The sequence below is a fragment of the Pseudonocardia zijingensis genome (assembly GCF_042657305.1).
GTDB lineage: Bacteria > Actinomycetota > Actinomycetes > Mycobacteriales > Pseudonocardiaceae > Pseudonocardia > Pseudonocardia zijingensis.
The window spans coordinates 1-18589 of sequence record NZ_JBHSKO010000050.1 but is presented as its reverse complement, the minus strand read 5'-3'; the positions used below and the strand labels follow the sequence as shown (position 1 = coordinate 18589).

Below are 18589 nucleotides of genomic sequence, written 5' to 3'. Positions count from 1 at the left end.
ACTTCTTCTCCAGCACGACGTTGCGGCCGCGCGGGCCGAGCGTCACCTTGACGGCGTCGGCGAGGGTGTTCATGCCACGCTCGAGCCCGCGGCGCGCCTCCTCGTCGAACGCGATCTGCTTCGCCATCGTTGCGGTTCTCCCTACACGGCTCAGAGTAGATGTGGTCGGCCTGAATCTGAGTCAGAAGCAGGCGCGGTGGCCGGACGTGTCATTCGGAAGCGACTTCGACCCCGGGAACCGGATTCGCTTGACCAGCAGCGATCACATGCGGCCGGCAGCCGGGTTCTCCACGCTGGTGTCGGCGTCGTCGGAGACGCCGATGGCGATCCGTCGCGGCTTGGCCTTCTCCGCAACCGGAATCCGGAGGGTCAGCACGCCGGCCTCATACGTGGCCGCGATGTGCTCGGTGTCCAGGTTGTCCAGGAACAACTGCCTGGAGAACGCTCCGCTCGGACGTTCGAAGATCTGCATCTCGACACCGTCGGCGACGGCGGCCGGACGCCGCTCGGCCCGAACCGTGAGCACGTTGTGCTCGACGTTGAGATCGATCTTCGCAGGATCCACTCCCGGCAGATCGAAGTGGACCACGAACGTGTCACCCTCGCGGTACGCGTCCATCGGCATGGGGTTCGGCCGTGACCAGGTACCTCGCGAGACGCCCGTCATCTGCTGGGCGAGCCGGTCGAGTTCACGGAACGGGTCGGTGCGCATGAGCACTGCGATCACTCCTGTCGAAGGTTGGCGCTGTGCGGCTCCTCGCTACCGACGATCGCGCGAGGCCGCAAGCACTGGACTATACCGTCCGAGTATTGAGGGTTGCGCGATGGTCGGTCAAGGCGGTGGCCTGGGTGACGCAGTCCGGTGCGGCGGCTCGACGGCCCGCCTGCACGTGGGCGGCCCGGGAAGAGGGCTCGCGCGTGGCGGAGGTCGCGTACGCCGCTCCGCGCACGCGGAGCCTCAACGCAGGCGATGGCCTCGACGTCGCCGCAGGGCGGGGCTTATAGTCGGAACGGCCGGTCCAGTAAGACTGGCCTGTCGCGCGTCGTCGCCCGTGGTGGTCGCGTTCGAGGTCGGCCCGTGGGCCGCCCCGCCACGTTCGGCAACCGATCTCGGGCTGGGCGGGAGCGACCATGGCGGTGTTCACCGCGGAGACCCGGAGGAGAAGACTTGGGATCGAAGTACGGCAAGACGCCGGAGGCGGTCGCGCGATTGACCGCTGAGCAGTTCCGTGTCACGCAGGAAGGCGCAACGGAGCGCGCCTTCAGTGGCGCATATTGGGACAACAAGCAGCCGGGCATCTATGTGGATGTTGTTTCCGGTGAGCCGCTGTTCGCCTCTGTCGACAAGTACGACAGCCATACGGGCTGGCCGAGCTTTACGAAGCCGATCGTCCAGGGCAATGTCGTGGAGCGGGATGACCGGAGCTACGGGATGCGTAGGGTCGAGGTTCGATCCGCTCACGCCGACAGCCATCTGGGGCACGTTTTCAACGATGGCCCGCCGGACCGGGGTGGGCGTCGTTACTGTCTCAACTCCGCCGCCCTGCGATTCGTGCCCCTGGCGGATCTGGAGCGCGAGGGGTACGGGGAGTACCAGGATCTCTTCGGTGCCGGAAAGGAGGGTGATGCCGCGGGTCCGGCGACCACCACGTGAAACTCAGAACGACGCCACGTGGAGGTGCACGACCCGGCCCGGGGAAGTGGAGGAGCGGATGATCACCTGCCCGAACTGCAACAAGCCGATCCGTGACCCCATCGGCTACCAGGCGCTACTCGCGAGCCTGGCCAAGGCTCGCAGGGCCCGCGGCACTGAGGAGACGCCGCTCCAACGCCGGCCGCTCGGCGACGTCACGCCGTCCGGGAGCCGACCCGACGAGGAGAGTTGACCAGGTAGTACGGGGACGCCGAGCGGGCTCGTCGGGAGCGCCGGTAGGGGGCGGATCAGCTTGCCGCCTCGGGCGCACGGTCCTGGTGCACGGCGAGCGCCTCCAGGTTGCGGATCGCAAGGTCGAGCGCCAACGCCATCGGCTGCGCGCTTCGTGCCGCCTGCGAGAGCAGGTATCCGCCCTGGTAGGCCGCCATGATGCCGGTGGCGAGCTCGGCGGGGTCGGCGCTCGCGTCGACCTGGCCGCGCTCCTGCATCCGGCGGATGCCCGCGGCGAGGTACGACTCCCAGTGCTGGAACGTGGCGTTGATCAGGATGCGAGCCGGTTCGGACCGGTCTGTGAGTTCACTGGCCAGCGAGCCGATCTCGCAGCCGTGGGCTCCGTGACGTTCGTCGATGAAGCGGACGATCGCATCGCGCCAACGCCGCAGACCTTGCACCGAGCTGAGTTGTTCGAGGTGCGGTTCCTGCCGCTCCATCACGCGCGCCGCCTGCATTTTGATCACCGCGGTGACCAGGGCGTCCTTGTCCTCGAAGTAGTGGTAGAGCTGGGACTTGCTCGTACCGGACGCCTCGACGACCTGGTCCATGGTCGTGCCGGCGACGCCGTTGGCGTGCATGAGATCAGCTGCGGCTCGGACGATGCGGTCGCGCGTCAGGGCGCCGCGGGCGGTCAGGCGCCGCGCGGGAGGCTCTGCTCCGGCACTCGTCACGGACGCGATCCTAGCCTGAGGACGTGATGTTGAACGTCTGAACTGGACATTGCAGACTGCTTAGTCTAGCTCGGTTGGGGTTTCAGGCAACGTCTACGGCAGGTGCGGTGCACAGGGTCGGTGGAGCGTTCTGCAGGCCTGGTGCTTTCCTGCGGTGATGGGGAAGGTGTCAGGCGCGGGCGGCGCGAGCGCGCTCGTCGTCGCCATCGGTCGACCGAGCGGCAGGCAGAATGGACCAGCTGGTCCGGGTTCGTTAGCATCTGCGCGTGTCGAGAGAGGAACTGGCGGAGCCCGCCCCGGGGCGGGCCGGTCGGGATGCGGCGACGCGGGACCGGATCGTGCGGGGCGCCGCCGAGCTCGTCGTCCGGTTCGGCGTCGCCGGCGCGAGCATCGAACGGGTCCGGGTGGCGTCGGGAGTCAGCCGCTCGCAGGTCTGCCGCTACTTCCCGACCAGGGAAGCGTTGGTCGACGCCGTGGTGGACTTCCAAATCGCTGCGGTGCTCGCCCGGCAGTGCTCGTGGCTTGCGCGCGTGGAGTCCCTGGCCGATCTGCAGGCGTGGGCAGACGACGTGGTCGAGTTGAACGGCGTGCGGAACGGTGCGCGTGGATGCCCGCTCGGGGCATTGGTGAGTCAGTTGGCGGAGCAGTCCGGCCCCATTCGGGCCAAGCTGGATCATGCGTTCCACACCTGGCAGTCGTACTTGGCGGCGGGGCTCGGCCGGATGCAGGACCGTGGCGAGCTCAATCCCGAGGCCGATGTCGCCGAGTTGGCCACCGGGGTCGTGGCGGCGCTTCAGGGCGGGTTCATCCTGGCGCAGGCCGCCCGGAGCGAGAAGCCGCTGCGCGCAGCCCTCGACCTCGCCATCGGCAGGGTCGCACTCGCCGTCCACTCGGCACGACCAGCAGCCCGCCCCTCGAATCCGAACGGATGAACAGATGAACAGCGTGCCGAGCTTCCGGAACACGCGACTCGACGCCACGGGCCACGAACGACTCCGAGACCTGGCCGTGGCCGGGGCTGCCGCCTTCGGCTACACGGCTGAGTTGAAGCTGGACCGCGATCTGGCCCGACTGCTGCGGCTGCGCGTCGCACAGCTCAACAACTGTCCGTACTGCCTGGTGGTCCACCACGCCGCCGCCCGGGACTCCGGGATCGCCCCGGTCAAGATCGAGACCCTCACCTCGTGGTGGGAGACCGGCCTGTTCAGCGACGCGGAGCAGGCGGCCCTGGCTTATGCCGAGGCGCTCACCCGCGTGGCCGACGCGACCGAAAGTGAGGATTTCCAGCAGGTCCACGAGCGCATGTCCTCCTACTTCGACGAGGAGGAAAGGCTCGAGATCGTCGGAGTAGTGATCAACATGAACATCTGGACGCGGCTCAAGCTCGCCGAGGGCGCGCGACCGGCACCGGTCGAACCATGAGCGCTGAGAAGCAGCGGATCTGAGCGCCTGTCAGCACCGACCTCCGCCCGGCTGTCCGAACAGGGCAGCGGGCCCGCTCAGCGGGCGTCGTGGGGCGGCGCGGTTGGAGCGTCCGGCTTCGTCCGGTAGGCGACGTCAACACGCGCACGGCAGTCGGTCGAGGCCCTTCTCCGGGGCTGCCCGGATCAGGTCGGGTAGTCCGGGTAGTACTGAGGCGCCTCACGGCGGTCGTACATGCTGTAGAAGCGGATGATGCGAATCCGGCGCACGCGTGTGCCGCCGGGGAACGTCGCCGTCGTTTCGAACGACTCGGCGGCTGCCTGGTCGCGCCACACGGTCCGCATGAGGAAGCGGCCAGGCCTCGTCACCGCCTCGTAGACGTCCCAAGAGGTCAGATCGTGGGCGTCGAGGTCGAGGCCGAGGAACGAGGCGATCTCGAGCGCCTCGAGCGTGGTGGGGACGGGCGTTGCCTCCGACGTCTCGACGAGCACAGCCGTGTTCCCGGCGCCGGCGACCGTCTCGTCGAGTCTCTGCTCGCTGAGCATGCAGCCCTCGGGTAGGTCCGTGTCTCGCGTGAGTTGGCCGGTTCGCAGGGTGTAGTCGATGAAGACGTCCTCGCGCCCCCTCGTCTGGGCCAGCTGGTGCTTCGGGTGCGTACGCCACCTGACGAGTGCCTTCTCGTCCCTCCAGGCCGAAAGCGAAAGGATCCAACCCACTCGGCTCACGCACAGGTAGTGGTCGTCGTGGACGAAGCCCGGGGTCTGGTGGAGATCGCTGCTGAGCAGCGTCGCCAACTCGAGGTAGCTGTCCCTTCGGCTGGGCCGCGGGTGAGCCTCGAACATCACTGCGAACATGGTCCTCCTCGACGGTGAAGATCGTCACTGGTCGTGTCCCGATCTGCGACATGGCGGCGAACCGAGGTGTGCACCCGTATCCGACCGCTTCATTGGTCCAGTTAGTCCATTCTAGTGTGCTCATCGGCAGGGATGGGGGACCATTTTCCGGCTCGCGACGGGGTGTCCGGATCCCGTCGGCGCAGCCCGCAGCGGGCCCTCGATCGGTCAGTTTCCGCATGTCGGCGCGTGATTGCGCGCCATGCAGTCGTCTCGTGTGCCGCCTGATCGGTGAGTGCGTCGCTGTGGTGCGCACCACCTGGTGCCCCTCCTGTGCCTCGGCGACTAGGTGCCGTAGACTGGAACACATAGTCTAGTTTTGATGGTATGCGTCCGGTGAAGGCCCGATCTCCCCTGGCTCGCTCGATGGAGCGCGGGGCCGTGCGCTGGACGGAGCGAGTCCAGAAAGGAATCCACGTGGCAGACGACCGGCTGGCTGCCCTCACCGCGGCGGGTGTCTCGATCTGGCTCGATGACCTGTCGCGTGGTCGCCTGGTCAGCGGCGATCTCAGGCGCCTCATCGACGACAAGCACGTCGTCGGCGTCACCAGCAATCCGACCATCTTCGCGGCTGCGCTCGCGCGCGGTGGGGCCTACACGCCGCAGATCCGCGAGCTCGCGTGGCGCGGAGCGACGGTCGAAGAGGCTGTTCGACAGCTCATGGTCGTGGACGTCCAGGAGGCGTGCGATCTGTTCCGCGACGTCTGGGAGGCGAGCGACGGCGTCGACGGGCGAGTGTCACTCGAGGTCAACCCCGAACTGGCCGGCGATCGTGAAGCGACCGTCCTCGAGGCCGTGAGCCTCATGCGAGCGGTCGGCCGCCCCAACCTCCACGTCAAGATCCCTGCGACGAGAGCGAGCCTGCCGGCCATCACGGAGGCCCTCTCACTCGGGGTGGACATCAACGTCACGCTCATCTTCTCGGTGGAGCGGTACCGGGAGGTCATGGCGGCGTACCTCGCAGGCCTCGAACGGGCGGTCGACGCCGGCGTGCCTCTGCCCGGAGTCCACTCGGTAGCGAGCGTCTTCGTCTCGCGCATCGACGCGGAGGTCGACAAGCGCCTCGAGGAGATCGGATCGGATGCAGCGCTCGCGTTGCGGGGCATGGCGGGGATCGCGAACTCGAGGCTCGCCTACCAAGCGTTCCGGGAGACGTTCGCCGGTCCGCGCTGGGAGCGGCTCGCGGCACGGGGTGCTCGCGTTCAGCGGCTGCTGTGGGCCTCGACGGGCGTGAAGAATGCGGCATACCCGGACACGATGTATGTCACCGAGCTCGCGGTGGCCGGAACCGTCAACACGATGCCGGAGGCGACGCTGGACGCCTTTGCCGATCACGGTTCACTGCGCGGTGCAGACAACGGTGAGGCCGTCAACGGCCGGGCCGCCGAAGCCGGTGAGGTGATCGACGCGATCGCCGCCGCCGGCGTCGACTTCGCAGAAGTTTTCACGGTCCTGGAACGAGACGGCGTTGGTCGGTTCGCCCGCTCCTGGGCGGATCTGCACGGGACTGTCAGGCAGTCCATGGGAGCGGCCGGGTAGCGGCTCGCCGTGGCCGGGTGCCCGTGGCTCGGCGCCCGCGATGCGTCAGTACGAAGCACGAACGTGGAGGAGGTTCACCATGACCGCAACTCAGGACGAAATGGACAGCGTCTCGCCGTCGAGCCAGCCGTGGCTGCATCAGCACGGGGGAGGGGAGATCCAGAAGTTCGGGACCGTGAAGCAGTTCCCCGTCGGATTGTCCTATGACGCGCGCATGTACGCGGGCCAGACGCTCAACCGAACGCTGGCGGACACCCAGATCCTCTACGCGCTCTACAAGAAGAGCCACTGGAACGTCCGCGGCGCGACCTTCTACCAGCTCCACCTCCTGCTCGACAAGCACGCAGGCGAGCAGCTGGCTCTCATCGACGCGATTGCCGAGCGCATCCAGAGCCTGGGTGCCGTCGCGGTCGGCGACCCGCGCCACGCGGCCGAGCTCAGCAGTATTCCGCGACCGCCGGACGGCGTCGAGCAGGTGCCGGCGATGCTCTCCCGGTTGCTCGACGCGCATGAGCGCATTCTGATCGACGCGCACAAGGCGGCTGCCAAGAGCGCGGAGCTCGGGGACGACGGAACCAACGACGTGCTCGTCTCACAGGTCATCCGTACCGGGGAGCTGCAGTGCTGGTTCCTGGCCGAGCATCTGGTCGACACGCCTCTCGTCCGCATTTGACGGCCCGGCCCGGGCACGGCGCCGGCCCCGATGCCGGCGAGGCCGTCGTCCCTCGAACTCGAACCCCCTGAGAAGGCGTCATGACCCAGCTCGCCCCGGCCCCGGTGGCTCAACCGAACGCGGCTCGCCGCTCGGCGAAGGGGTCGGTGTTCCTCACGATGTTGCGGACCACCGACCCCAAGGACATTGCCATCCTCTACCTGGTCACGTCGTTCGGGTTCTTCCTGGCCGGCGGCGTGATGGCGCTGCTGATCCGGGCCGAGCTGGCCGTGCCGGGCATGCAGTTCCTGTCCACCGACCAGTACAACCAGCTGTTCACCATGCACGGCACCGCCATGCTGCTGCTGTACGCCACGCCGATCTTGTTCGGGTTCGCGAACTACATCGTGCCGCTGCAGATCGGCGCGCCCGACGTGGCATTCCCGCGCCTGAACGCGTTCTCGTACTGGTTGTTCCTGTTCGGCAGCCTGGTCGTGCTGTCCGGGTTCCTGACACCCGGTGGGCCGGCGGGATTCGGTTGGTTCGCCTACGCCCCACTGCACTCAGCGCAGTATTCCCCCGGGGTGGGTGCCGATCTGTGGGTTGCGGGTCTGATCGTGTCCGGTCTCGGCACGATCCTCGGCGCGGTCAACTTCGTCACCACGATCGTCTGCATGCGCGCCCCCGGCATGACGATGTTCCGGATGCCGATCTTCACCTGGAACATCCTCGTGACGGCGATCCTCATCCTGATCGCCTTCCCGGTGCTCACGGCCGGCCTGTTCGGGATACTCGCGGACCGGCACTTCGGTGCACACGCGTTCGACCCGGCCAACGGCGGCGTGATCCTCTGGCAGCACCTGTTCTGGTTCTTCGGCCACCCCGAGGTCTACATCATCGCGATCCCGTTCTTCGGAATCGTCTCGGAAGTCCTTCCGGTGTTCAGCCGCAAGCCGGTGTTCGGCTACAAGGGCCTGGTCTACGCGACGATCGCCATCGGCGCACTCTCGGTCGCGGTCTGGGCGCATCATCTCTATGCCACCGGTGCTGTTCTGCTGGCGTTCTTCTCGTTCACCACCTTCCTGATCGCGGTGCCCACGGGCGTCAAGTTCGTGAACTGGATCGGGACGATGTGGAAGGGGCGCCTGACGTTCGAGACGCCGATGCTGTTCAGCGTCGGTTTCCTCGCCACGTTCCTGCTGGGCGGGCTCACCGGCATCCTGCTGGCCTCGCCGCCGCTGGACTTCCACGTGTCGGACACCTACTTCGTGGTGGCGCACTTCCACTACGTGCTGTTCGGCACGATCGTGTTCGCCACTTACGCCGGGATCTACTTCTGGTTCCCGAAGATGACCGGGCGGATGCTGGACGAGACGTGGGGCAAGGTCCACTTCTGGCTCACGTTCGTCGGGTTCCACCTGACGTTCCTGGTGCAGCACTGGCTGGGCAACGAGGGCATGCCGCGCCGCTACGCCGACTACCTGCCGATCGACGGGTTCACCGTGCTGAACGCGGTTTCCTCGATCGGGGCGTTCGTGCTGGGCGCGTCGACGCTGCCGTTCATCTGGAACGTCTTCCGCAGCTACCGCTACGGGCGCGTGGTCACCGTCGACGACCCGTGGGGCTTCGGCAACTCGCTGGAGTGGGCCACGTCGTGCCCGCCGCCGCGGCACAACTTCACCGAGCTGCCCCGGATCCGCTCCGAGCGCCCGGCGTTCGAGCTGCACTACCCGCACATGGTGGAGCGGTCCCGGACGGAGGCCCACGTCGGTGGTCGGGGCCACGCAGAGCTGCCCGGGGTCGACCACGGATGAGCTCCCTGTCCGCAGCTCCGCAACAAGACGGCTCACGTGTTCCGGGCGCTGCGTCCGGATGTGGTGCCGAGACGCGATCCTGAGGAGGACCCCATGGCCGGCTCACTGAACGACATCAGTGTCTCGGATGGCGACGCCGTAGCAACCGAGCACATCCCCACTGCGCTGACGGCGGGCGGCCTCGTCTACGACGACGGCGCCACCCAGATCTTCGAACCTGCCGGTGCCACCATCTACGTCGAGCGGGGCCGGCCGACCGAGGGCGAGTGGTACCTCGATGACGCAGGCCGCTTCTGCTCGTTCTGGCCTCCGAGCTATCGGGCGTGCTACGACCTGCGTTGGATCGTCGAGGATGGCAGAATCGTGGGGCTTCGATTCACCGAGCTCGCGGGTCGCTCCAGCTTCATCGGTCGTTACCGGTGAACGAAGTGCACCCGGAAGATCTGCTCGCACATTCCGCAGTCCCGGGCACCGGATCCTGGGGCGCACCGACCCCGTCGATCAAGGGCGGATGGTAGCTAGAAGATCTCCAAGGACGACCATCAGCCCGTGATCGGCGCTGTCGTCGACCATTTGCCCGTAATCGCTGCGCAAGGCCCCGGACCCTGCGCGGCACCACCGGGCGGCCGCGCCACCGGGAGGCCGTGAGGAACAGGTCATCGACGATGAACGCCCTGCCTACGACCGCCACCCACCTTTCGTAATCGCTCGTCTGGTGCGCCAGGGCCTCTAGCTCAATTGGCAGAGCAGCGGACTTTTAATCCGCGGGTTCAGGGTTCGATCCCCTGGGGGCCCACTCACCTGTCGGAATAAACGCCGTGGTGCCCAGGAAGGGTGCTCTCTGCGGAGGCGGCGGGCCGTCCTGCGCGTGTGGCCGCGCCGGTGGTGGGTCGTCGTGCCGGCTGCCATATTTTGAGTGTCCTCGCGTTCATGATCCGCACATCACTCTGTCGCGGAGTGACCTGGAGGGTTCTCGAGAAGGGGCACGAAGTCCCGGGTGCAGCCCTTGACCTGTGCCAGCCGGCTGTCCACGGCGTCGAGCATGTCGAGCCAGGACTGGGTGAGTTTCTCGATGTCCTTGTGCTCGAGTGTGCGGTACACGTCGTCCAGATCGATGCCCGCTGCGGAGAGTCGATCGAGCATTTCCCCTGCTGACCGTCGTATCGAGTCTCCGTTGAACGCGACCAGTTGGCGGACGTAGGTCGTGTCGGGGTAGGACAGGCTCTTGGCTGTGGTCGAGGCCCAGAGCAGGCGTTGCGGCGCCGCGCCCGCGGCCGCGAGTGCTTGCCAGCGCTCGGTGGTGTACAGCTCTTCATATGCGCCATTGACGAGGCGTGCGCTGGCCAGGGCGGCCTGCCCGCGCAGCCTTCTCGCGTCATCGTCGGGGATGGCATTGAGCCGGGCGTCGACCTCGGTGTCGATCCGGGAGACGAAGAACGACGCCACCGACTGGATCCGGCCGAGGTGCTGGCCGTTGTCCCGTGCCTGCTCCAGCCCGGTGAAGAAGGCCTCGGTCACCTCACGGTAGCGGCTCGGTGAGAAGATGAGGGTGGCGTTGATGCTGATTCCCTCGCCAAGGGTGCGGGTGATCGCTGACAGGCCCTCGGTGGTGGCCGGGATGTTCACGAGGACGTTATTCCGGTAGACCGTGAGCCACAGCTCTTTCGCCTCCGCGACGGTCGCGTCGGTGTCGTGTGCGAGTCGCGGGTCGATCGGGATCGACGCCCAGCCGTCGATGCCACGCGTGGTCCGGTGGATGTCGAGTAGGAGATCTGCGGCATGGCGGGCGTCGGTGCTCGTCAGCTCGCGGACGGCGGTGGGCGGATCTGCTCCGGTTGCGGCCAGTAGACGGATCTCTTCGTCGTAGGAGTTGCCCTGCTTCAGTGCGGCTACGAGGGCAGCCGGGTCGGCCGTGACGCCCACGATGTGCTTGTCACGGATCAGGCGAGCAAGCTCGCCGGAGCTCAGCAGGTTCCGTGAGAGGTCGTCGAGCCAGATCGTGATGCCGGAATCTGCGTGGGCGGTGTCCTGATCCGGATCAGTGATTCGGTTGTTCCCCATCTCGTCGACCGAAACTGCGATGCAGGGACGCGCCGTCATCGCATCCGCCCTGGCCTGATCGACTCGATACGGAGGGGATGTCCGAGCGTAGGATCTGTGGTGTGGTTGCTGCCGTCCAGCAGCGAGGCAATGGTGTCGTGGGACGGCCGGGGGTGGTTGATACGTGTTTCCCACCGGGTCGGAGAGCATCTTCGGACGGGGTGCATCGGAACGCTGGGCGGGATGCTCATGTCAACTCTTCTCCGGGCCGCATCTGCATTGGACTATCCGGTTCAAGTATTGAGGGCTTGGTGAGGCGCGGTCAAGGCGACGAGCTGCGTGCCACAGCCATACGTGGCGTGGCTCGGATGCCGGCCCCGCCTCGCACCCGCGCGGTGCGCGCCCGGCTGGACGGGGACGCCGGCGGTCGACCGGACGTGTCAGGAGCGGGGCACTGGTGCGGTGGTGCGTTTCGTCTCCAGCCAGCCGCCCTCGCTGTGGGCACGTTCGCCGCGGGCGAGCCGTTCGCGCTGCGGCGCGATCACGTGCTGCGGGTCGGCCGCCGATCGAATACCGGCCTCGAACACCGCGAACCGTGTGGCAAGCGAGCCGGCGGTGAGTGCGAGCCCGGCCAGCGCCGAGCCGGTCCGGCGGCGCCGCGCGAACAGGGCGGCGAGCCCACCGAGCGCTGTGAGCGCGTGGGGGCGCGGTTCCAGCGTCCGGCCTTTCCGGTCCGGTAGGCGTCCCCCACACCGCCCGGCAGCCGGTCGAGTCTCTTCTACAGCGCCCTGCCCGCGGCCAGCTCGACGCCGGCGGCGACCACGCCCCAGCCCCAAGTCCATACAACCCGCACGGAATCTCGGCCATCTGCGTCGGAGCCCTCCATCGCCCGGGCCGTGCGGGCGGATGGTCAGCGCCGTGCGGGCCGGCGAGTCCGCTCCCTGCTCGGGCTGGTGTTTCGCTGATCAGTATGCGTCGCTGCCCTCGGCTTCCTGGTCGGCCGCATCGACGTCCGGCTGGAGGACCGCGTGCACGCGGGCACGCAGCGCCGGGACGGCCTCTTCGGCGAACCACGGGTTGCGGGCGTGCCACCGGAAGTTGAGCGGTGACGGGTGGACGAGGGGCATGCGGTCGGGGAGGTGGTCGCGGAACGCCCGGACCGTGTCGGTGAGGTTCGCTCCGGCGGACCCGGTCAGGTAGTGCTTCTGGGCGTGCCGGCCGATCAGCACGGTGAGCCGGACCTGCGCGAGCTCGGCGAGGAGTCGCGGGTGCCAGCGTGGTGCGACATCGGGGCGCGGCGGCAGGTCGCCGTGGGCGCCCTTGCCGGGGTAGTAGAAGTCCATCGGCAGGATCGCGAACAGCGTCGGGTCGTAGAACTGATCGTCGGTGACCTCGAGCCAGCGCCGCAGCGTCACGCCGCTCGGGTCGTTCCAGGGGATCCCGCTGCGCTGCGCGCGTACCCCCGGGGCCTGCCCGATGAGCACGATCCGCGCGGCCGGGTGCGCGGTGTAGATCGGCTGCAGGCCCGCGGCGGTGGCCTCCCGGTTGGCCGGGTCGGCGATGATCTCCTCGCGGATCCGCTCCAGCGTGGGACTCGCCCCCGTCGCTGACCCGTCCATGGTGGCGATCGTCAGCTCAGCTGGGACGACGGCCGCGACGCGACGTCACCACGCCGCGGCAGCACCCACCCCGGGCGCGGGTAGTGGCACGTGTAGCCGTACGGGTAACGCAGCAGGTAGTCCTGGTGTTCGGGCTCGGCCTCCCAGAACGGGCCGGCCGGCGCGACCTCGGTGACGACCTTGCCGGGCCACAGGCCGGAGGCGACGACATCGGCGATGGTGTCCTCGGCGATCCGGCGCTGTTCGTCGTCGAGGTAGAAGATCGCCGATCGGTAGGACGTGCCCACGTCGTTGCCCTGCCGGTTCGTCGTGGTCGGGTCGTGGATCTGGAAGAAGAACTCGAGCAGGTCGCGGTAGGTGGTGGCGGCCGGGTCGTAGATGATCTCGACCGCCTCGGCGTGGGAGCCGTGGTTGCGGTACGTGGCGTTGGGGGTGTCGCCGCCGGTGTAGCCCACCCGGGTGGACAACACGCCGGGGCGGGAGCGGATGAGGTCCTGCATCCCCCAGAAACAGCCTCCGGCGAGGACTGCCCGCTGCTGCTCGGCCATGCTCGGGTTCCTTTCTCGGTGCGGAGTCGGTCGTGCCTCAGGCGTCGTCGGGATCGCGCACGATGTGCACGGCGGCTTCCTCGGCGCTGGCGGCCCCGCCGTCGCGTCCGATGTCGACGGCGTTCAGATAGGCGAAGTCGTCCCATTCGCCGGCGGCCTCGACGTCGACGAGGCGTCCGGAGCGGGCGGTCCCGACTTCGTCGTCGTACAGCTCGCCGTCGGTGCCGGTGGTGTCGCCGAGTCCGTCCCCGTCGTCGGTGTCGCTGATGTCGGGCAGCTCGCGGGCCAGGCGACCGGCGAGGCTCTCGTGTTCGCGCGCCTCCCGTGCGGTGACGCCGTAGTGTTCCCGTTCCCACGGCCGTTCGGGCACCGTGTAGCCCTCGTCGAGGACATCGACCCCGCGCCCTTCGAGGGTTTCATCGTCTTCGAGCAGGCCGTTGTCGATGTCGACCCCGTCCACACCGTCGCTGTCATCGCCCATCGTCATCCTCCTGTCACCTCGTCTCGCGCCGGGACCGCAGCGCGATCATCCCGAGAATCCGAACCGCTCGACCCTGATCCGCTCATCGGGCACGCCGGCCGCCGCAACGAGTCGGGTAGCGGCATCGCAGAAGGCGGTGGACCCGCAGACGTAAACATCGCGGTCTCCGTCCAGGGCTGAAGCGAGGTCCCGTGTCATGAGACGACCGGGGGGGCGAACATGTCCGTCGGGGACGGTGCGCGTGTAGACGATCGAGGCCTCCGCGCCCTGGATCTCGGCGGAGTAGTACAGGTCCTCGGGCCGACGTACCGAGACGACGACGCGGAACAGGTCCGGCCGGTCGAGCTCGCGGGCGTGGCGCAACATCGACATCAGCGGAACGACCCCGGAACCGCCGCCCACCCCGAGCGCGGGTTGGAGGTTCCAGGCGAAGTGACCGCCGATCGGGCCCCGCACGTCGAGCTTGTCTCCCACCTCGACGGCCTCGTTGAGGAAACCTGACACCTCGCCGCCCTGCAGGATCTCGACGGTGATGTCGAGCTCCGCCGAGTTCGAAGGTGCGCTGGCGATCGAGTACGACCGCTGCGCCCGGTACCCGTCAGGTGCGGTCAGGCGCACGACGAGGTGCTGGCCGGGCCAGAAGGAGCACGGTCGGGGCAGCGTGAGGGTGAAGGTCTTCGCCGTGGGCGTCTCCTGGCGGATGCCGGTCACCCTGGCGGCCTGCCACGGCCCCGGGCGGGGTGGCCCTCCTGACGTCCCGGTCATCAATCCCCCTGGTAGCGCTGCTCGCGCCACGGGTCACCCCTGTCGTGGTAGCCGCGCACCTCCCAGAAGCCCGGCTGGTCCTCGGCGAGCAGCGTGAGGCCCGACACCCACTTCGCGCTCTTCCAGAAGTACAGGTGCGGCACGAGCAGCCGGGCCGGGCCGCCGTGGATGCTGCTCAACGGGGCACCGTTGACGTCCCACACGACCCAGGCCCTGCCGCCGGTGAGGTCCTCGAGCCGCAGGTTGGTGGTGTAGCCGGTGTGGGATCGCGCCAACGCGAACGCCGCCTCGTCACGGACCCCCGCCGCGTCGAGGAGGGTGTCGACGGACACGCCGTCGAACCGCATGTCGAACTTCGACCACGTGGTCACGCAGTGGATGGCGCCCTCGTACCGGGACGCCGGCAACGCATGGATCTCCTCCCAGCTCCAACGCGTCGGCTTGTCGACCAGACCGTCGATCTCGAAGCTCCACCTGTCAGTGTGGATGCTCGGCGTCGCCTCGGCATGTAGGACCGGCCAGTTCACGCCGGCGTCGTACTGGCCGGGAGGCAGCCGCGGGTCGCGCGTGCCACGGCTGCGACCACTGAATCCCCTCGTCAACGCCATCTGATAATCCTTGTCGATCGTCACCGACGCTCGGAGGACGGGCCCCGGGGTCGGGCAAGAAGGCCAGTGCGGCCTGGACGGACCGAATATGAGCGCCCGCTACTGGACTGTCAAGTCCGACTATGTCACGGCAGTCTGAGCCTGCACGGCGCCGGCCGGCCGCGCCCGTGTGGGATCCTCACGCACCCGCCGAGCCTCGATGCTGTCGAGCGCGAGGTCCAACGCCATCGCCATCGGACGCGAGCTGCGGGCCGCCTGCGAGAGCAGGTAACCACCCTGGTAGGCGGCCATCAGGCCGGTGGCGAGTTCGCCGGCGTCGGCCCCGGCGTCGAGCTCGCCCCGATCCTGCATCCGCCTCAGCCCGGCCGCGAGATAGGACTCCCACGAGCGGAACGCGGCCTGGATCAGGATCCGGGCCGGCTCCGACCGGTCCGCGAGCTCGCTGGACAGGGAACCGACAGCGCACCCGTTGGCGCCTCGAGCTTCCTCGACGAACCACACGACCGCGTCGCGCCACCGACGCAGATCGGCAACCGAAGCCAGGCGCTCGAGGTAGGGCTCCTGGAACTCCAGTACCCGCGCGACCTGCAACTTGATGACCGCGGCGACCAGCGCCTCCTTGTCGGCGAAGTAGTGGTAGAGCTGCGACTTGCTCGTGCGCGACGCGTCGACCACCTGGTCCATGGTGGTGCCGGCGACGCCTGTGGCATGCATGAGATCCGCGGCGGCTCGGACGATGCGGTCCCGAGTCAGCGCTCCACGCGCAGTCAGGCGCCGCACAGGAGACTGGGCTCCGACGCTAGTCACGTGGTCATGCTAGTCCGACCAACACTAAAAGTAGTACTTGACAGTCCAGTTCGCGCCCTCCATGCTTCCCCGCAGCCGGGTCCAACCCGGCCCGGTGTCCCGGCCCGGCGGGATGGCGCCCGAACCGACGAGGACGTCGGGTCCGCCCGGTCGCCGGACGTGCTCGAGCCGAGCGGTGCGCTGCGATGCGGCTGAGCCTGCTCGTCGACGTAGCCGCCGCCCGTGCATCGGTGATGCTGCCGCTCGTCGGCCGCGCCGGCCACGGCAAGCACAAAATCGACGTGTTCCTGCTCGAACGGATGGTGAATCGCGTGATCACGGACTTCGAAGACGCCAAGGTCGTCGTGATCGGCGGGGCCAGCGGCATCGGCCTCAAGACCGCGGAGGACGTGATCGCGGCAGGCGGGAGTGCGGTGATCGTCGGCCGCCCGGGTCGCAAACTGGACGATGCCGCGGCGAGCTTGTCACGCTCCGGCAATGCGTGGTCGATCGCGGCCGACCTGACGGACTGGGAGCAGGTCGTCGAAGCGCAGAAGCAACTGGCGGAAAACCACTCCGACGCCACCCTCCTCGTCAACTCGGCGGGGATCGTCCGGCTCAGGACCTTCCTCGACCACGACGTGGCCGACTACGACTCCTATCACGACCTCAACCGGGCGGCCTACTTCCTCACCCAGACCGTCGTGCGAGGTATGGTCGCCGGCGGTCAGGGCGGCGCGATCGTGAACGTCGGTGCCATGTGGGCGCACCAGGCCCTCGCCGCGACACCGTCGTCGGCGTTCTCGATGGCCAAGGCGGGCCTGCACGCCCTCACGCACAACCTCGCCATCGAACTCGCCGGCGAGGGCATCCGTGTGAACGCCGTTGCTCCCGCCGTCGTCAACACTCCTCATTTCGACTGGCTGCCGGCAGATCAGCTGGAAGCCACGATGCAGCAGCTGGCCGGCCTGCACCCACTCGCCCGAGTCGGTACCGCCCAGGACCTGGCCTCCGCGATCACCTTTCTGCTCTCACCCGCTTCGAGCTGGATCACAGGCGCCATCCTCAACGTCGACGGCGGAGTCATGGCGGGCCGCAACTAAGTCGATCCGGGATCGCAACGGAAATGCCGACAGGCGCGAGCGTCATCATCGAACAGCACAGGAGTCAGGGTGTCCGATAACCACTTCATCAGGGAAGCCGTCAACCGGAGCGCCGAGACCGCCGAGGATCACGCCAAGCTCACCGGCATGGTTGCCGAAGCCGGCACCGGTGCGCCGACGACGACCGCCAACGAAGAAGCTGGACCGAGCGACAGCTCGATCCTGAACTTCGCGCTCAACCTGGAGTACCTCGAAGCCGAGTTCTACCTTCGTGGTGCAACAGGTCAGGGCCTGCCTGATGACATGGTGGGTGGGACGGGCAAGCCCGGCGAGGTGTCCGGCGGTCGTCAGGTCGAGTTCCGTAGTCCTCTGATCAAGAACATCGCCCGCGAGATCGCCATGGACGAGCGTGCCCATGTCGCGTTCCTCCGCAACGCGCTCGGTGGCGCGGCCGCTGCGCGTCCACGCATCTCCCTCGACCACAGCTTCACCGCTGCGGCGACCGCGGCCGGGTTGATCGAGCCGGGGGAGGTCTTCGACGCGTATGCGAACGAGCGCAACTTCCTCTTCGCGGCGTTCCTCTTCGAGGATGTCGGCGTCACCGCGTTCAAGGGTGCGGCGCCGTTCATCTCCAACAAGACCTACCTGGATGCGGCAGCCGGTCTCCTGGCGACCGAGGCCTACCACGCCGGGGTGGTGCGGGCCACGCTGTTCAGCGAGGGGCTCGCGGACGAATCGGTGTTCGACGTCGTGCACAAGATTTCCGCGGTGCGCAACGCGGTCAGCGGGCCTGCCGATGATGACCAGGGTCTCGGCACGAAGGAGGAGGCCAACCTGGTTCCCACCGATGAGTACGGCCGTGCGTTCGGCAGGAGCGCGATGGAGATCCTCAACATCGTCTACCTCGACCCCCATGCGGGTTCTTCCGGCGGCTTCTACCCGGAAGGACTCAACGGGGACATCGTTCAGGGCACCGGGCCGGCCGCGGGATAGATCCCGCCTTCTGGGAGCGGAGGTAAAACCCGTGAGCTCGCTCACCACCCCGAGGGGCTCCGGTGTCAACACGACGGTGGTCCGGGCCCTGGACGAGCTCGACCAGCGCTACCACCCGGCCGGCCTACGCAAGCAGTTCAACAAGGTCTTCCCCACTCATTGGGTGTTCCTGCTGGGCGAGGTGGCGCTCTACAGCTTCATCGTCCTGCTGCTGTCGGGCACCTACCTGGCGCTGTTCTTCGACCCCTCGATGCAGGAGGTCACCTACAACGGGATGTTCGAGAACCTGCGCGGCATCCACATGTCGCGGGCGTTCGAGAGCGCGCTGCACATCTCCTTCGACGTCCGGGGCGGGCTGTTCATCCGTCAGGTGCACCACTGGGCGGCGCTGCTGTTCATGGCGGCGATGGTCGTGCACATGTTCCGCACGTACTTCACCGGTGCCTTCCGCAAGCCGCGCGAGGCGACGTGGGTGATCGGTGTGCTGCTGTTGTTCCTCGGCTTCTTCGCCGGGTTCACCGGCTACTCGCTGCCCGACGACCTGCTGTCCGGCACCGGGCTGCGGATCGCGTCCGGGTTCACCCTGGCGGTGCCGGTGGTGGGCACCTGGACCCACTGGGCGCTGTTCGGCGGTGAGTTCCCCGGTACCGAGATCATCCCGCGGATCTACATCGCGCACGTGCTGCTCATCCCGGGCATCCTGCTCGCGCTGATCGCGCTGCACGTCG

20 protein-coding genes and 1 tRNA gene are annotated in these 18589 nt (G+C 67.9%); 11 read left to right on the top strand and 10 right to left on the bottom strand.

Going from position 1 to position 18589, the window contains the following annotated elements:
• Positions 1 to 262: 262 nt before the first annotated feature.
• Positions 263 to 718: an Hsp20/alpha crystallin family protein gene (locus ACFPL3_RS41435; protein ID WP_343941307.1), complete on the bottom strand. Its 456-nt coding sequence runs from the start codon at positions 716 to 718 to the stop codon at positions 263 to 265.
• Positions 719 to 1168: 450 nt separating this feature from the next.
• On the opposite strand from ACFPL3_RS41435, the gene msrB reads away from it, so the two are divergent.
• Positions 1169 to 1654, top strand: coding sequence for a peptide-methionine (R)-S-oxide reductase MsrB (gene msrB / locus ACFPL3_RS41430; RefSeq protein WP_343941306.1), 486 nt, complete (start codon positions 1169 to 1171; stop codon positions 1652 to 1654).
• Positions 1655 to 1941: 287 nt separating this feature from the next.
• On the opposite strand, the gene ACFPL3_RS41425 is transcribed toward msrB, so the two are convergent.
• Positions 1942 to 2598 carry a TetR/AcrR family transcriptional regulator gene (locus ACFPL3_RS41425; protein ID WP_343941305.1) on the bottom strand — a complete coding sequence of 219 codons (657 nt, stop codon included), beginning with the start codon at positions 2596 to 2598 and terminating at the stop codon, positions 1942 to 1944.
• A 266-nt stretch (positions 2599 to 2864) separates the two neighbouring features.
• Here ACFPL3_RS41425 and ACFPL3_RS41420 point away from each other — a divergent pair, with 266 nt between their 5' ends.
• Positions 2865 to 3530, top strand: a complete 666-nt coding sequence (locus ACFPL3_RS41420) for a TetR/AcrR family transcriptional regulator (RefSeq protein ID WP_343941304.1) — start codon at positions 2865 to 2867, stop codon at positions 3528 to 3530.
• A 4-nt stretch (positions 3531 to 3534) separates the two neighbouring features.
• Entirely contained in the window at positions 3535 to 4020 is a 486-nt protein-coding gene (locus ACFPL3_RS41415; RefSeq protein WP_343941303.1) for a carboxymuconolactone decarboxylase family protein, read from the top strand.
• A gap of 185 nt (positions 4021 to 4205) precedes the next feature.
• Here ACFPL3_RS41415 and ACFPL3_RS41410 read toward each other — a convergent pair whose 3' ends face one another.
• Positions 4206 to 4874: an antibiotic biosynthesis monooxygenase family protein gene (locus tag ACFPL3_RS41410; RefSeq protein WP_343941302.1), complete on the bottom strand. Its 669-nt coding sequence runs from the start codon at positions 4872 to 4874 to the stop codon at positions 4206 to 4208.
• A gap of 456 nt (positions 4875 to 5330) precedes the next feature.
• Here ACFPL3_RS41410 and tal (ACFPL3_RS41405) point away from each other — a divergent pair, with 456 nt between their 5' ends.
• The 5 genes from tal (ACFPL3_RS41405) (at position 5331) to ACFPL3_RS41385 (ending at position 9714) form a co-directional block, all read left to right on the top strand.
• Positions 5331 to 6452 (top strand): transaldolase, encoded by a 1122-nt coding sequence (gene tal / locus ACFPL3_RS41405; protein WP_343941301.1) that lies wholly within the window; start codon positions 5331 to 5333, stop codon positions 6450 to 6452.
• 79 nt (positions 6453 to 6531) lie between these two features.
• Positions 6532 to 7125 (top strand): Dps family protein, encoded by a 594-nt coding sequence (locus tag ACFPL3_RS41400; protein WP_343941300.1) that lies wholly within the window; start codon positions 6532 to 6534, stop codon positions 7123 to 7125.
• A gap of 80 nt (positions 7126 to 7205) precedes the next feature.
• On the top strand, positions 7206 to 8918 hold the full coding sequence (gene ctaD, locus ACFPL3_RS41395) for an aa3-type cytochrome oxidase subunit I (RefSeq protein ID WP_343941299.1): 1713 nt from the start codon (positions 7206 to 7208) through the stop codon (positions 8916 to 8918).
• 93 nt (positions 8919 to 9011) lie between these two features.
• A complete protein-coding gene (locus ACFPL3_RS41390) occupies positions 9012 to 9341 on the top strand; it encodes a hypothetical protein (protein ID WP_343941298.1) in 330 nt (109 codons plus the stop codon).
• Between the two features lie 300 nt (positions 9342 to 9641).
• Positions 9642 to 9714: transfer RNA gene (locus ACFPL3_RS41385), tRNA-Lys, on the top strand.
• A 146-nt stretch (positions 9715 to 9860) separates the two neighbouring features.
• Here the strand turns inward: ACFPL3_RS41385 and tal (ACFPL3_RS41380) are convergent.
• The 7 genes from tal (ACFPL3_RS41380) to ACFPL3_RS41350 all read right to left on the bottom strand — a co-directional run bounded on the left by tal (ACFPL3_RS41380) (position 9861) and on the right by ACFPL3_RS41350 (position 15786).
• Positions 9861 to 10979: a transaldolase gene (tal, locus tag ACFPL3_RS41380; protein WP_343941309.1), complete on the bottom strand. Its 1119-nt coding sequence runs from the start codon at positions 10977 to 10979 to the stop codon at positions 9861 to 9863.
• A gap of 944 nt (positions 10980 to 11923) precedes the next feature.
• Positions 11924 to 12577, bottom strand: coding sequence for a uracil-DNA glycosylase family protein (locus ACFPL3_RS41375; RefSeq protein ID WP_343941297.1), 654 nt, complete (start codon positions 12575 to 12577; stop codon positions 11924 to 11926).
• 11 nt (positions 12578 to 12588) lie between these two features.
• Complete coding sequence (msrA, locus tag ACFPL3_RS41370) at positions 12589 to 13125, bottom strand: peptide-methionine (S)-S-oxide reductase MsrA (RefSeq protein ID WP_343941296.1); 537 nt, start codon at positions 13123 to 13125, stop codon at positions 12589 to 12591.
• A gap of 37 nt (positions 13126 to 13162) precedes the next feature.
• Positions 13163 to 13585, bottom strand: a complete 423-nt coding sequence (locus ACFPL3_RS41365; protein WP_425564178.1) for a DUF5709 domain-containing protein — start codon at positions 13583 to 13585, stop codon at positions 13163 to 13165.
• Positions 13586 to 13651: 66 nt separating this feature from the next.
• Complete coding sequence (locus ACFPL3_RS41360; RefSeq protein WP_379590943.1) at positions 13652 to 14371, bottom strand: FAD-binding oxidoreductase; 720 nt, start codon at positions 14369 to 14371, stop codon at positions 13652 to 13654.
• Complete coding sequence (locus ACFPL3_RS41355; RefSeq protein ID WP_343941308.1) at positions 14371 to 14979, bottom strand: sulfite oxidase-like oxidoreductase; 609 nt, start codon at positions 14977 to 14979, stop codon at positions 14371 to 14373. Before ACFPL3_RS41355 ends, ACFPL3_RS41360 begins: the two co-directional genes overlap by 1 nt.
• 120 nt (positions 14980 to 15099) lie before the next feature.
• Positions 15100 to 15786 (bottom strand): TetR/AcrR family transcriptional regulator, encoded by a 687-nt coding sequence (locus ACFPL3_RS41350; RefSeq protein ID WP_343941293.1) that lies wholly within the window; start codon positions 15784 to 15786, stop codon positions 15100 to 15102.
• Positions 15787 to 15971: 185 nt separating this feature from the next.
• Between ACFPL3_RS41350 and ACFPL3_RS41345 the strand changes: the two genes are divergently transcribed.
• The 3 genes from ACFPL3_RS41345 to ACFPL3_RS41335 all read left to right on the top strand — a co-directional run.
• Positions 15972 to 16868 (top strand): SDR family NAD(P)-dependent oxidoreductase, encoded by an 897-nt coding sequence (locus ACFPL3_RS41345; RefSeq protein WP_343941292.1) that lies wholly within the window; start codon positions 15972 to 15974, stop codon positions 16866 to 16868.
• Positions 16869 to 16937: 69 nt separating this feature from the next.
• A complete protein-coding gene (locus ACFPL3_RS41340; RefSeq protein ID WP_343941291.1) occupies positions 16938 to 17861 on the top strand; it encodes a ferritin-like domain-containing protein in 924 nt (307 codons plus the stop codon).
• 31 nt (positions 17862 to 17892) lie between these two features.
• Positions 17893 to 18589 (top strand): cytochrome b (locus ACFPL3_RS41335; protein ID WP_379590940.1); only part of this gene is annotated, 697 nt, incomplete at its 3' end.

What these genes read in the sequence shown, in the direction of transcription:
- ACFPL3_RS41415 (WP_343941303.1), top strand. Translation starts at nt 3,535, where the DNA reads ATGAACAGCGTGCCGAGCTTCCGGAACACGCGACTCGACGCCACGGGC.
- ACFPL3_RS41410 (WP_343941302.1), bottom strand. Translation starts at nt 4,874, where the DNA reads ATGTTCGCAGTGATGTTCGAGGCTCACCCGCGGCCCAGCCGAAGGGAC.
- ACFPL3_RS41400 (WP_343941300.1), top strand. Translation starts at nt 6,532, where the DNA reads ATGACCGCAACTCAGGACGAAATGGACAGCGTCTCGCCGTCGAGCCAG.
- ctaD (WP_343941299.1), top strand. Translation starts at nt 7,206, where the DNA reads ATGACCCAGCTCGCCCCGGCCCCGGTGGCTCAACCGAACGCGGCTCGC.
- ACFPL3_RS41390 (WP_343941298.1), top strand. Translation starts at nt 9,012, where the DNA reads ATGGCCGGCTCACTGAACGACATCAGTGTCTCGGATGGCGACGCCGTA.
- tal (WP_343941309.1), bottom strand. Translation starts at nt 10,979, where the DNA reads ATGGGGAACAACCGAATCACTGATCCGGATCAGGACACCGCCCACGCA.
- ACFPL3_RS41375 (WP_343941297.1), bottom strand. Translation starts at nt 12,577, where the DNA reads ATGGACGGGTCAGCGACGGGGGCGAGTCCCACGCTGGAGCGGATCCGC.
- msrA (WP_343941296.1), bottom strand. Translation starts at nt 13,125, where the DNA reads ATGGCCGAGCAGCAGCGGGCAGTCCTCGCCGGAGGCTGTTTCTGGGGG.
- ACFPL3_RS41360 (WP_379590943.1), bottom strand. Translation starts at nt 14,371, where the DNA reads ATGACCGGGACGTCAGGAGGGCCACCCCGCCCGGGGCCGTGGCAGGCC.
- ACFPL3_RS41355 (WP_343941308.1), bottom strand. Translation starts at nt 14,979, where the DNA reads ATGGCGTTGACGAGGGGATTCAGTGGTCGCAGCCGTGGCACGCGCGAC.
- ACFPL3_RS41345 (WP_343941292.1), top strand. Translation starts at nt 15,972, where the DNA reads ATGCGGCTGAGCCTGCTCGTCGACGTAGCCGCCGCCCGTGCATCGGTG.